Annotated in this window: 14 protein-coding genes and 1 tRNA gene; 5 read left to right on the plus strand and 10 right to left on the minus strand. The window is 66.5% G+C overall.

Annotated features, from left to right (window positions below):
• Positions 1-16: 16 nt before the first annotated feature.
• Together CE453_RS19905 and CE453_RS19910 are read right to left on the minus strand one after the other, a co-directional pair.
• Complete coding sequence (locus CE453_RS19905) at positions 17-1,111, minus strand: transglutaminase-like domain-containing protein (protein WP_089176154.1); 1,095 nt, start codon at positions 1,109-1,111, stop codon at positions 17-19.
• The gene (locus CE453_RS19910) at positions 1,108-1,557 is read right to left on the minus strand and encodes a TlpA disulfide reductase family protein (RefSeq protein WP_157733116.1); all 450 of its coding nucleotides are present in this window, start codon (positions 1,555-1,557) and stop codon (positions 1,108-1,110) included. The genes CE453_RS19905 and CE453_RS19910 overlap by 4 nt, the downstream gene beginning before the upstream one ends.
• Before the next feature lie 303 nt (positions 1,558-1,860).
• Here CE453_RS19910 and CE453_RS19915 point away from each other — a divergent pair, with 303 nt between their 5' ends.
• The 3 genes from CE453_RS19915 (at position 1,861) to CE453_RS19925 (ending at position 2,742) form a co-directional block, all read left to right on the plus strand.
• A complete protein-coding gene (locus tag CE453_RS19915; protein ID WP_089176156.1) occupies positions 1,861-2,055 on the plus strand; it encodes a hypothetical protein in 195 nt (64 codons plus the stop codon).
• 141 nt (positions 2,056-2,196) lie between these two features.
• Entirely contained in the window at positions 2,197-2,547 is a 351-nt protein-coding gene (locus tag CE453_RS19920; protein ID WP_089176157.1) for a hypothetical protein, read from the plus strand.
• Positions 2,548-2,666: 119 nt separating this feature from the next.
• Positions 2,667-2,742: transfer RNA gene (locus CE453_RS19925), tRNA-Phe, on the plus strand.
• 437 nt (positions 2,743-3,179) lie between these two features.
• On the opposite strand, the gene CE453_RS28970 is transcribed toward CE453_RS19925, so the two are convergent.
• Positions 3,180-3,533, minus strand: a complete 354-nt coding sequence (locus CE453_RS28970; RefSeq protein ID WP_198302161.1) for a hypothetical protein — start codon at positions 3,531-3,533, stop codon at positions 3,180-3,182.
• 349 nt (positions 3,534-3,882) lie between these two features.
• Between CE453_RS28970 and CE453_RS19935 the strand changes: the two genes are divergently transcribed.
• Together CE453_RS19935 and CE453_RS19940 are read left to right on the plus strand one after the other, a co-directional pair.
• Positions 3,883-4,560 (plus strand): FadR/GntR family transcriptional regulator, encoded by a 678-nt coding sequence (locus CE453_RS19935; protein ID WP_089176159.1) that lies wholly within the window; start codon positions 3,883-3,885, stop codon positions 4,558-4,560.
• Positions 4,561-4,601: 41 nt separating this feature from the next.
• On the plus strand, positions 4,602-5,759 hold the full coding sequence (locus CE453_RS19940; RefSeq protein WP_248307807.1) for a CynX/NimT family MFS transporter: 1,158 nt from the start codon (positions 4,602-4,604) through the stop codon (positions 5,757-5,759).
• Positions 5,760-5,846: 87 nt separating this feature from the next.
• On the opposite strand, the gene CE453_RS19945 is transcribed toward CE453_RS19940, so the two are convergent.
• The 7 genes from CE453_RS19945 to CE453_RS19975 form a co-directional block, all read right to left on the minus strand.
• On the minus strand, positions 5,847-6,812 hold the full coding sequence (locus tag CE453_RS19945; protein WP_089176161.1) for a 2-hydroxyacid dehydrogenase: 966 nt from the start codon (positions 6,810-6,812) through the stop codon (positions 5,847-5,849).
• 79 nt (positions 6,813-6,891) lie between these two features.
• The gene (locus CE453_RS19950; protein ID WP_089176162.1) at positions 6,892-7,569 is read right to left on the minus strand and encodes an RraA family protein; all 678 of its coding nucleotides are present in this window, start codon (positions 7,567-7,569) and stop codon (positions 6,892-6,894) included.
• A gap of 16 nt (positions 7,570-7,585) precedes the next feature.
• A complete protein-coding gene (locus CE453_RS19955) occupies positions 7,586-8,374 on the minus strand; it encodes an ABC transporter permease (RefSeq protein ID WP_089176163.1) in 789 nt (262 codons plus the stop codon).
• Positions 8,371-9,213 carry an ABC transporter permease gene (locus tag CE453_RS19960; RefSeq protein WP_089176164.1) on the minus strand — a complete coding sequence of 281 codons (843 nt, stop codon included), beginning with the start codon at positions 9,211-9,213 and terminating at the stop codon, positions 8,371-8,373. Before CE453_RS19960 ends, CE453_RS19955 begins: the two co-directional genes overlap by 4 nt.
• Complete coding sequence (locus tag CE453_RS19965) at positions 9,210-10,259, minus strand: ABC transporter ATP-binding protein (RefSeq protein ID WP_089176165.1); 1,050 nt, start codon at positions 10,257-10,259, stop codon at positions 9,210-9,212. The genes CE453_RS19960 and CE453_RS19965 overlap by 4 nt, the downstream gene beginning before the upstream one ends.
• 10 nt (positions 10,260-10,269) lie before the next feature.
• The gene (locus CE453_RS19970) at positions 10,270-11,325 is read right to left on the minus strand and encodes an extracellular solute-binding protein (RefSeq protein ID WP_089176166.1); all 1,056 of its coding nucleotides are present in this window, start codon (positions 11,323-11,325) and stop codon (positions 10,270-10,272) included.
• A gap of 66 nt (positions 11,326-11,391) precedes the next feature.
• Positions 11,392-12,216 (minus strand): creatininase family protein, encoded by an 825-nt coding sequence (locus CE453_RS19975; protein WP_248307808.1) that lies wholly within the window; start codon positions 12,214-12,216, stop codon positions 11,392-11,394.
• Positions 12,217-12,240: the final 24 nt, after the last annotated feature.

The following is a 12,240-nucleotide window of genomic DNA, read 5'->3' on the forward strand; positions in this document are numbered from 1 at the left end:
GCCCGGCCACTCAGTATCAAGCCGTGATCTCGGTCGATTTGATCGTGTACCTGAAGGTATCCGGATCAAGGCAGTCGAGCAGCGCGCCTGCGACCTCGGCCTGCGGGTACATCAGGAAACCGACCTTGTGCCGCGAACCCGGCAACGCGAGGTCATGGGCCATGTTGTAGCCGAGCCAGTTGCCCTCCCAGGTGCCGAACAAGGCCTCGCGTGCCGCGACGACCTTCGGGTTATCGATGGCGTTGTTGCCAGGCGGCTCCTCCAGCACGACCTTGCGAACATCGGCTGGGTCGGTCGCGACCCAGCCATGGCCTTCGAGCCAGATCTCGGCGCGACAATGCTGGGCCTTGGTGATCGTCGCCGAGCCAGCGCCGAGGCTGGCATAGCCGAACCGCGAAGGCGCCACGCGGATGCCGTAGATGTCGCGTGCCGGAATGCCGATGGAGCGTACCAGCGCGACATAGAGCGCATTCAGATCGGCGCATTTACCGCCGAGATTGCCGGTCCGCAGCATCGAGGCGACATCGCCGGTGCCGCAGCCGCGCGTCCTGGCATCGCGGAAGGTATTGTCCACGACCCATTGATAGACCGCACGGGCCTTTTCGATCTCGCTCCCCTTGCCGGCCGCAGCCTTTTCGGCGGTTTCGCGAACGATGCCATCGGTCGGCATCAGCTCGGTCGCTTCGAGATAGAGCCTGCGCTCAGCCTCGCCGAGGACGGGCTTTTCCCCGGCAGCGAAATCCTCGGCCCGGTCGCGCAACGAAAAGCGGCTGCGCAGCTCGACCATCGGCGCCGTCTCGCCGTCCGCGAAGACGACATGGAGCATCTGCGCAGCGTATTTGGGATCGCGCGCCACCTCGGCCGAAGCCGCATTCGTCGTCCAATCGCTTTTGCCCGGCCGGATCCATTGCTGCTCGTCCACGGACGGCAGCCGAATCCAGGCCTGACTCGGCCCCTGCCCGGGCAGCTCCAGCCGCGTCACCACCTCGAAATCGCGCCATTTCCCCGGCATCGGCGCAAAAACCGCAGCCTGTGCGAAGCCCCGGCTCGGCATCAGCAGCGCCGTGCCCGCAACGGCGCCGGCCTTGAGCACATCGCGACGATCGATCATCGGCTAGTTCCTCCCCTCTTGCTGTTGGTGGTCGTGTCCGGCTGCCTTGCGCCTTGCTCCGCAAGGGCAGAAAGAGCGTCGAGAACGGCCGGGCTCGTCCAGTCGAGCGGCTCCCCGGCCCTGAGAGCCGGCCGTTGCTCGCTGTCGAGCACGAAGCTCGTCGGCAGACCGAGCACCTGCCAGCGTTTCATCGCGGCACGATCCTCATCGAGCAGGATCGGAAAGCCGACGGGCCGGTCCTTGAAGAAGCTGCGCAAACGCGCGGGAACCTCGCCGACATCGACAGCCAGGATCGCGACGGCGAGATCGCCGCGCACCGCCAGCGCGTTGAGCTTTGCCATCTCCTCGATGCATGGGGCACACCAGGTGGCGAAGAAGTGGACAATGACCGCCTTGCCCCGAAAGCTCGCGAGAGCGAGCGGCGGCGCGTCGAGGCGCGCAAGCACCAGCTCAGGCGCAACGGGGGGAAGCCAGGGCTCAAGCTCTCCGGATCTCCCGGCCCCAGGCAGGAGACAGGCGCACAGGCCGAACCCCAGCGTCCAAAGACGGCGCTTCGGCACCCAGATCGATCCGGACGCGCCCCGAAACTCGGGAGCAGCAAGGGCGAGCACGCCAGCATGCTCACCCGCCCGCCCCCTTCCGTCAACGGGCATTCCCGAAAGTCACGCCAGGAGGGGCCGGAAACCAAAGATTAGCCGCATCGGCAACCGCTTCTTGCTCGAAATCGCCGCCCGCGTCAGCATGGCCGCATGAAGCTGCTGCTCGTCCTCGGCATTGCCGTCTGCTGCGGCCTGGCGATCTGGCTCGCGCGAGATGGCAATGCCGTCATGGCCCTGCCTCTCGTCATCATCGTCGCGGCGCTGGTCCGGACCCTGGTGCGCTCCGTCAGCGGGAAGCGGTTCCGCCCGGGAGAGACGCCCATCGAACAGGATACGGAAAACTGACAGCTGCGACGCCACCTCCGCCGGCGCTCGCCCCTTCATAGATACACACGAGTAACCAACAGCTCGTTTTACGCTACATGCGGCCTCAATTGACGCTATTCTGCGATGGATCAGCGACAAAGCCTCTTTGCGGAGAGACATATGGCTGCATCCATCGAGAGATTCCTTTCCAGCGAGCTCGAAACGCTACGGCATGACGTATTGAAGGCCGGCGTCCTGAATGCCAAGGCGCTTCGGGAAAGCACCGAATGCCATCTGGCGAAATTCGGTAGCGCACTGCCTCCTTCGCCCGCGCTGGACGATGCCTTGTTCCAGATCGTCACGAGCGTCAGCGCCTTCGCGCGCCTGCTTTACGGCCAAGCCCAGATCGCGGAATCGGAAGCCGCCCGACACCAGACCCTGGCGACCATCGAACGACTGGCACAGCTCGTCGGCAGCGTGGAACCGACAGGGCCTTCAGCAGCCGGGCCCTCTGGCGAAGTGGTTTCCTGAAGCGTTTTTCAACGGAGCATGGCCGAGCTGTAGAAAGCCGGCTGAAGTGACTGGACAGGCTCTGCGCCAGCCTCTATATCGCCCCCACCAACACGGACGGCCCGCGCCGCTCCCGGTTCGCCCAGGTAGCTCAGTTGGTAGAGCATGCGACTGAAAATCGCAGTGTCGGTGGTTCGATTCCGCCCCTGGGCACCACTTCTTTTTCAAGAATGTCCGCTGAGTTCTGAAATGCCCGCAAATGCGGCAGATATCGCGCTCGTTGCTTCGGCAGGCTTCGAACGCGAATAGTCGTATCTCGGCGGATCCTGCGGCCTGCCGACAGGAATCCATCATTATCTCTCGGCCAATGCCTCCCTCCCCGCATGAATCCGGGACGAGCAAAGCCGAGTGACAAGGGCGTAGACAACGCGCGCCTTGCCGCTCAAGCGAGAGGGGCTTCGCTGGTCGAACCGGCGGCGACTCGGATGATCCGAGATGCAAGCGAGCCGCCTGATCAGCGTGATCGAGGACTTCGATCCGCCAAAGGCCAGCCCGCCGATTTGGCTTTTCGGCCTGCCCTTTTCGGGCTCACTGCCCGCTCACGGACGACGCCGCCCGCGAGGGGCAGCGTCGGCTTGCGGGCAATCGGATCATCACCACCGCGTCGGAGGCGGAGGAGCGAAGGTGGGTCGGGTCGACGGCGGTCCCCAGCCGGGACGTGCCCCATAGCCATATCCCGGCTGCGGGCGCTGCGGCCGGCCATAGCCGTAACCAGGACGACCGTAGCCAGGGCGGCCGTAACCATAACCGGGACGGCCGTAGCGCTGACGGCGCTGGGACTCCTCGATCATCATGAGGCGCCGCTGCTTGGCGGCGGTCATGGTGAACTCGACGGGAGCCTTGTCGAGACGCTGCGCAAGTTGAGGCGCCAGGCTCTCGGATGCAATAGCCGGCGCGCTCAGCGCGGCTCCAACGGCTATGGCGGCGGATAGAATGAGCAAACGCATCAGGGACTCCTTTGTCGCGATATAGAACGCGCAAGGGGTTAAACGGTTCATGAACTGGGCCGATGGCCGCCATTCATCTTCGCCACGATCATGACGCGGCGCTGCCGGATCGCAACGAGCTTTCTGCAGATACCCGCCGGGTCTCGGCAGGAAACTGTTTCTGTTTCAGGAAATTCAACTGCGACGCCGACAATGAGCGGAGCGTCCGTGCGAAGTGGTCCGCTTCTCGGCGACCCCGCCGCACGGGCATTGAAGGCGCGGCCTTATCGACACCGTCCATGAAAGCTTTTGACACGCAAGTCGATGCACATTAGCGACCAAGTCATCAGATGACTTGGCAAATTTTATCATGCGCGCATTGAGCAGACCCAGCCTCGCCGAAACCGCCGTGGAAGCCATTCATGGCGAAATCCTCGCGCGGCGATGGGGCGTGGGCGAGCGTTTGCCGAATGAGGCCACGCTGTCAGCCGCCCTTTCCGTCAGCCGCGGCACCGTGCGCGAGGCGGTGCGGGTTCTGGCTTCCCAGGGTATCGTGGAAACGCGACAGGGTTCGGGCACCTATGTGCGGTCGACGACCGGCACGAACCTCTCTCTGACCACGGCCAAGCGGGCGAGCTTGCGCGAGCAATTCGAGGCACGGCTGGCGCTCGATGTCGAGGCCGCGCGGCTGGCGGCATTGCGCTGCTCCGCGGCCGATATCGACCGGCTTCGCTCTCTCCTCGCAAAACGCGGCGATTATGTCGGCGTCGACAAGGATGCTTTTGTCGCGCGGGATTTTGCCTTTCATCAGGCCGTGATCGCGACCTCCCGCAACAACGTGCTGATCAGCCTGTACGAATTTTCGTCGCGCCTGATCGCCGAAACGATCGCCGCGACGCTCGAAGGCGATCTGCCGGAGCCGGACATGGCAGCGCACAAGGCGATCGTGGACGCCATCGAATCAGGCAATCCCGACAACGCCGACGCCGCGGTCCGCCATTTCATGGCCCCGGTGCTGGTCGCCCTCGACAAGGTATTGATGTCATGAGCCATCCGATCAGCCTCGGCCGAGGCGCAAACGCGAGCGCGATGTCGCGATTTCTCCTCGGCGCCAGCCTGGTGCTCATCGCGTTCAATCTGCGCCCGGTTTTCTCCAGCGCCTCGACCCTGCTTCCCGAAATCAGGGATACGCTCGGCCTCTCCGGGCTTGGCGCCAGCATCCTGACGACCTTGCCCGTCCTCTGTCTGGGGCTGTTCTCGCCCTTGGCGCCGCGGATGTCGCAGTGGATCGGCACGGAGCGGACCCTGCTCGCCGCCGTGCTGCTGCTCGCCTGTGGCACCGCGCTGCGCGGGCTTCCGTCGGTTCCGCTCCTGTTCCTGGGAACGGCCTTGGCCGGCGCCTGCATCGCCGTCAGCAATGTGCTTCTGCCCGGACTCGTGAAGCGCGACTTCTCCGATCGGGCAGCGCTGATGACCGGGTGGTACACGATGGCGCTTTGCGCCGGCGCGGCAGGCGCCGCCGGCCTGACGCTGCCGATCAAGCAGTCGCTCGGCCTGCCCCTTGGTGGGGCGCTCGCGGTCTGGGCGCTTCCAGCCTTGCTGGCCGGCCTGCTCTGGCTTCCGCAGGTGCTCTCGCGCCGTTCCCAAGGCGGGCAGACACGACCGGCCGTTCAAAGCCTGTGGCGGAACAGGCCGGCCTGGCACATCACGCTGTTCATGGGACTGCAGTCGGCGCTGGCCTATTGCGTCTTCGGCTGGCTGGTGCCGATCCTGCGCGAGCGTGGCCTCGACGGCGTCACGGCAGGCGCGATCGTCTCCATGTCGGTGATGATGCAGGCGGGTGCCTGCCTCGTCGCCCCCCATATCGCAGTTCGCGGCCGGGACCAGCGCGCCATCAACGTCGCCTTGAGCGTGCTGGCCGTCGTCGCGCTGCTTGGCCTGCTGTTCGCGCCGCTCTGGTCGGTCTGGTTCTGGGCGGCCCTGCAGGGCATCGGGCAAGGCGGTCTGATCGCGGTCGCGCTGACAGTGATCGTGCTGCGCGCCCGCGACTCGCATGTGGCTGCGCAGCTATCCAGCATGGCCCAATGCGTGGGCTATCTGCTCGCCGCCATCGGCCCGCTGATCGTCGGGCTGATCCATGGCTGGACCGGCAGCTTCGCCTGGAGCGCGGTGCTCTTCATCCTGCTGGGTGCGGGAACGGCCATCAATGGCTGGTTCGCCGGGCGCGCGCTCCACGTAGAGCCCTAGTCTCACTCGCTCGAGCAAGCCGCCAGCGCGTGGCCTGCTCGAGCCAGACGTCCAACCGCACCGCCAGGATGCGGCGAACCAGCGGGCTCACACCACCATATCGCGCTCGGGCACGGGTTCGCCGCGCGAGACATGCACCATGTTGGCGAACATGCGCTTCACGGTCGGAGCGAAATTATCCGCGGCCATGGCGGCGAGATGCGGCGTCACCACGAGGTTGTCGAGGGTCAGCAGGGCGCTGTCCGGCGGCAGCGGCTCGACCGAATAGACATCCATCGCCGCGCCGGCGATCTCGCGAGCCTTCAGCGCCTCGACCAGATCGGCCTCGTTGACGACGCCACCGCGGGCGACGTTGACCAGAACAGCCGTCCTCTTCATCGCCTTGAGGGCAGCGGCGTCGATCAGGTTCGTGGTCTCGGGCGTCAGCGGGCAATGCAGCGAGACGACATCGGCCTCGGCCAGGATCTGCGCCATCGATGCGTGCCGGACGCCGAGAGCCTCCTCCTCCGCCTGAGGGAGCGGGGTACGCTTGCTATAGAGGATGCGGCAACCGAAGCCCTTGAGCAGCTTGGCGACATTCTGGCCGATGGCGCCGAAGCCCACGATACCGACCGTCTTGCCCGAGAGCATATAGGTGTCGCCGGGCAGCTTGCCGGTCGCCCAATGGCCCTTCTTGAGCTCCTGATGCCCATAGGCGATGAAGCGCAGCGAGGACAGCATCAGTCCAAGCGCGAATTCGGCCACGGGAACCGCGTTGGAGCCCGTCGTGCGCGCGACCTTGATGCCGAGTTCCTTCGCCGCAGCGATGTCGATGTTGTCGTAGCCGACGCCCCATTTGTGCAGGAGCTTCAGCTTCTTCGCGGCACGCAGCACATCGGCGGACACGCCGACCTGCCCCGAGATCGCGTAGTCGGCATCGGCGATGATCTCTTTCATATGCTCGTCGCCGCGCGCCGTCCCGTGGGTCAGGACGAAGCCGGGCGGCAACAGGGCGCGCAAACGATCGGCGCGCTCCGGCGTCGTCATGTCGAGGAGAACGATGGTCTCGGGCATGGGTTGGTCCAGTTGAAAGCTCGGGTCGGGTGAGGAAAAGGAGTTGTCGCGAGGGCGCCTCCGCCCTCGCATCGGCAGGTCAGCCCTTCTGCGCCAATGCGTCGAGCACCATCTTGGTCGCGCCGGAGATGTCGCCCAGCTTTTCGCCGGCCTTGACGCGGGCCTGCGTCTTCTCTCCGCGCTCCTGCCGGGCGATGGCGGCATCGGCGATCGCCTCGGCCTCGGCGCGCGGCAGCACCAGCACGCCGGATTCGTCGGCGAGGATGACGTCACCGGCCTTGACCGGGACATTGCCGCAGGAGATCGGCAGGTTGAGCGTGCCGCCGAGATTGTAGAGCCGGGTGGTGATCGGCGACATGCCACGGCACCACATCGGGAAGTCGGAATCCTCGATCTCCGTGAGATCGGTGCAGGGGCCGTCGACGATGCCGCCGACCGCGCCGGCGGCCTTCGCCGCCACGGTGACGCCGCCACCCCAGCAGGCGTGCTTGTCATCGCCGAGCCGATCGACGACGAGGATGTCGCCGGGGCGCAGCAGACCGAGCGTGTGGTGCAGCAGGGTCGAATCTTGGCCGGGAATCGCCAGCGTCACGGCCGCGGCGGCGATGCGCTTGCCGCGCAGCAGCGGCTGGATGCCGCGATCCATGAAGCCCCAGTGCTGCGAATGGCCGACCGTCGCGGTCTCGACCTTCTGCAGCTTCTCGACCAGCGCCGCCGGCAGCTGCTCGGGCATGGCTTCGATGCGGTAATCGGGCATGGGCTTCTCCTATTTCCTATTTTCCAACGGCGCGGGCGACGCCAACCAGGCGCTCGACCACGAGAATGACGGCGAGCGTCGCCACGATGAGGACGACGGACAGCGCCGCGATGAGTGGATCGGTCCGGCCTTCGACATAGCGCACCATCTCGACCGGCAGGGTCGAGGCGCGCGGGCCGGCGATAAAGAGCGAGATCACCGTCTCGTCGAAGGAAAGCAGGAAGGACAGGCAGGCACAGGCGATCAGACCGGGCGCCGCCAAAGGCAGCGTCACCCGGCGCACGACACGCCAGGGCGGCGCGCCGAGCGTCGCCGCGGCCGCCTCGATGTCGTCCGGCAAGTTGGCAAGCGCCGTCGTCATCATCCGGATGACGAAGGGCACGGTCACCGTCATATGGCCGAGCACGAGGCCGGGCAGCGTCGCCGCCAGCTTGAGCGGCGAGAAGAACAGCAGCAGCGCAAGCCCGGTGATCAGCGTCGGCAGCAGCAGCGGCGCCAGGAAGAAGCTGGTCAGCGCCCCCTTCCCTGCAAATCGCCCCTTCGCCAGGGCGAGCGCCGCCGGCACGCCGATCGCCAGCGAGCACAGCGTCACCACCGCCGCGATCTGCACGCTGAGCCAGAGTGCCGCGAGCAGTTGACCATTGCCCGCGAGCTGGCGGAACCAGCGCAGCGAGTAGCCGGAGGGCGGGAACAGGATGAAGTTGTCGGCCGAGAAGGCCAGCATCACCACGACGACGATCGGCGCCAGGATGAGCGCATAGATCACCGCGACGAAACTCGAGAGAACGCGGCCTGCCCCGGTCATCGCTGCAGCCTCCGCGCCACGAGGTTGGAAGCGGTGAGCAGGACGAGCAGCAGGGCGAGCGTATAGATCGCCAGCACCGAGGCGACCGGCCAGTTGGTGTTGGTCGTCGCCTGCTCGAAGATCTCGGTCGCCAGCACGAAGACGCGCCCGCCGCCGAGGAGCTTGGGCGTGATATAGGCCGACATCGAGAGCACGAAGCCCAGGCCCGCCGCGAGCGCGATCGCCGGCAGGCTGAGCGGCAGCGTGACGCGCCAGAAGGTCCGGAACGGCGAGGCGCCGAGTGAACGCGCCGCCTCCTCCAGCGTGCGGTCCAGCCGGCCGAAGCCGGCGAGCAGCGCCAGGATCATGTAAGGCATGATGCTTTCGGCGAGACCGATGGTGACGCCCGTCCAGTTGAAGACGAGCTTCAGCGGCGTCGAGATCACGCCCAGGGCCTGCAACGTCGAGTTGACCAGGCCGCGATCGCCCAGAATGGCGAGCCAGCCGAAGACGCGCACCACGCCGGAAACGAGCATCGGCATGATCGCCACCACCGCGAGCAGGCCGCGGAAGCGGGACTCGGTGCGGAACAGGAAGAGCGAGATAGGATAGGCCAGGCAGAGCGCGATCAGCGTCGAGACCGTCGAGAGCCAGAGCGAGTTCAGCGTGAGCTCGATCGTGAAGCTGTCATGCAAGGTGGCGCGCCAGGTCTGCAGCGACCAGGCCTCGACCATCGCGCCCGTCGGGCCGACCTCGTTGAAAGCGTTGCGGAACAGGCCCAGCGACGGCCAGACATAGATGACCAGCAGGAACAGCGTCGCCGGGATCAGCAACAGCGGCAGGCGGCGCGAGGCAGTCATGGCGCCTCACGCGCGAAGACGCGGCTCTCGGCGCGAGGCCAGACCACCGCGACCTCGGCCCCCTCAGCCGGGACCGATGTTCCAGAGGGCATTTCGACAGTGAGCTGCCCGCCCTGCCCCTCGACAAGGACCTCGACATGGTCGCCCACGAAGACGCTGCGCAGCACGCGCCCGGTCAGGCGCGCCACCCCCTCTCCTGCCGGTTCGGAGACTGGCGCGATCCGCATACGCTGCGGCCTGACGAAAAGATCGGTCTCGCTGGCGGCCTCGACCGGTAGCGGCTGCCCCCAGACGGTCGCACGGCCTTGTCCGTCGTGCGTGAGCGGCAGTACATTGGCGCGGCCGACGAATTCCGCGACGAAACGCGTCGCCGGCCGATCATAGATGTCCTCGGCGCCGCCGATCTGGACGATGCGGCCGCGATGCATCACCGCGATGCGGTCGCACATCGTCAAGGCCTCGACCTGGTCGTGGGTGACGAAGAGCGTGGTGATGCCGAGCGAACGCTGGATCGAGCGGATCTCGTGACGCATCGCATCGCGCAGCTTGGCGTCGAGATTGGACAGGGATTCGTCGAGCAGCAGCACCGAAGGCTGGATCACCAGCGCGCGCGCCAGCGCGACGCGCTGCTGCTGCCCGCCTGAGAGTTCCTTCGGGCGCCGCTGTCCCAGCCCGGCCAATCTCACGAGCGCGAGCGCCTCGTCGACGCGCCTGGCGATCTCCTGCCTGGCAACACCTCGTTCTTCGAGGCCGAAGGCAATGTTGCGCGCGACGGAGAGATGCGGAAACAGCGCATAGGACTGGAAGACGTAGCCCATGTTGCGCTTGTGCGGCGGCAGGCGGGTGATCTCGCCGCCGTCGAGCGAGATCGCGCCGCGATCGGGCGTGACGAGGCCCGCGAGCATGCGCAGCGTCGTCGTCTTGCCGCAGCCGGAAGGGCCGAGCAGCGCGACGGACTCGCCCTGCTCCACCGAGAGCGACACGTCGTCGACCGCGACGGCATTGCCGTAGCGCTTCTGCAGCCCGGTCAGTTCGAGATAGCTCATCGTCGGCCGATCAGCGCGCCGCCGCGATGATCTCGCGCCGCCAGCGGTTGTTCCACTGGTCGCGCAGCTTCAGGATCTCGTTCCAGTCGACGCCGATCATCCGGGCCCGGTTCTCGGGCGAGGCGGCGGTACGCGCCAGCGCCTTGGGATCGATCTCGGCCTTGCCATTGGTCGGCGCGTAGAACATGCGCTCGGTGAACGCCTTCTGCGCGGGTTGCGACAGCGCATGCGCCACGAAGGCCGCGGCGGCCGCCCGGTTCTTCGAACCGGCGGTCAGGTTGATCGTGTTGACCTGGAAGACCGAGCCCTCCGGTGGGAGCAGCGCGTTGATCTTGCCTCCCGTCTGGTCGGAATAGAGCTGGGCGCGGGCGTTCCAGCCGGTCGCGACCTTGGCGACGCCGTTGAGGATCAGCGAATAGCCGTCGGGATTGGGTTCGAAGGTGGTGACGCCCGGCGCCAACTCCTTGAGCTTCTTGATCGCCGCGTCGATCGACTTGCGGTAATCGCCCCCCTCCATCTTCTCGACCATGGCGGTCAGCGCCAGCCCCTGGATGTTCGGCGGCGCGGCGAGTGCGATCCCACCTTTGAGGTCGGGCCGCCAGAGATCGGCGAGCTTGGCAAGCTGCGGCTTCAGCGCCGCGTCCTGCACGATGACGAGATGGTCGAAAGTGACCGCCGGGCCGAACTCGCCGCCGGCGGCGCGGGCCTCCGGCAAAAGTTCGTTCAGCACCGGGAATTCGGCCGGCGCCAGCTTCTCGAACAGGCCTTCGGCATTGCCGATGCTGGAGGTGGTGACGTCCATGATCACCACGTCGGTCTGCGGATCGGCCTTCTGCGCCCGCACGGCGCCGACCATCTGGGCGGAGGTGCCGGCGGAAACGAAGTTCACCTTCACGCCCGGGTGAGCCTTAAGGAACGGCTCGACCACGGCCTTGGTGTAGTTGTCCTGGAAGATGCCCGTATAGGTCATCAGCGTGACCGAACCCGAGAGGGTCTGCGCCCGCAGGACGGCGGGCGCAGCGATCGTGGCAAGGCCTGACTGGATGACGAGGCGGCGGGTCAACATCGGAAAACCTCCAGAAGTGGCGCCGCCCCCCGGCGGCAGGCTCTCAGGACGGCGGAAGGCTCCGGCTCAGGCCGGGACCTTGCCAGCGAAATGGGCGACGAAGCGGGAGACGATATCGCTCAGTTTCTCGGCGAGCTTCGCCCCGGTCTCCGGCGAGCACAGCTTCGGATCGCCCTTGCCGACGCCCTGATGATAGACCTCGTCGTATTCATGCGGCACCCCGACCTCGGCGCCCTCGAAGCTCGCGGTGCCGAGCCCGGTGAAAGGCAGATCGAGGACCGGGTCGCGCTTCAGCGGCTTGCCGGCCGGCACGAGGTCCGTCCGCATCAGCTCGGGGAAGAGATGCAGGCCGAGGCTGGTCAGGGGATCGGCGCCGTGGCCGGAGACCTTGGCCGAGGTTTCCGCGCCGACGATGCCGGGCAGGAGCCCGTAGGCGATGCGCCAGAGATAGAGGCTCGGCAACACGATGCGCTCGCGCAGATAGAGCTCGCGCGCCACTTCGGCAATCGGCCCGACATTGCCGCCATGACCGTTGATGACGACGAGCCGCGTCAACCCGTTGCGGTGCAGCGAGTCGACCATCTCGGAAATGACCTGCGTCAGCGTCGCCTGCGAAATGGCGATGCCGCCGACCATCGGCCCGAACCAGTCGGCGCCGCCATAGGGCAGGACCGGCGCGACGAGCGTGCGGACACCGGCCTTGCTGGCCCGGATCGCAGCGAGTTCGGCGATCTTCTCGGCGAGCAGATAATCGCCCATCGGCGCATGCGGACCCTGGTCCTCATGGCTGCCCATCGGCAGCAGGATCACCGGGTTGGACTTGAGCAGCTCACGCGCTTCTCCGCCCGTGATGGTGCCCATATGGACGAGAGGTTCGGTCTTGGCGGCCATGGTCGTTTCCTTTCGAACGAGTCC

The organism is Bosea sp. AS-1 (assembly GCF_002220095.1).
Lineage (GTDB): Bacteria > Pseudomonadota > Alphaproteobacteria > Rhizobiales > Beijerinckiaceae > Allobosea.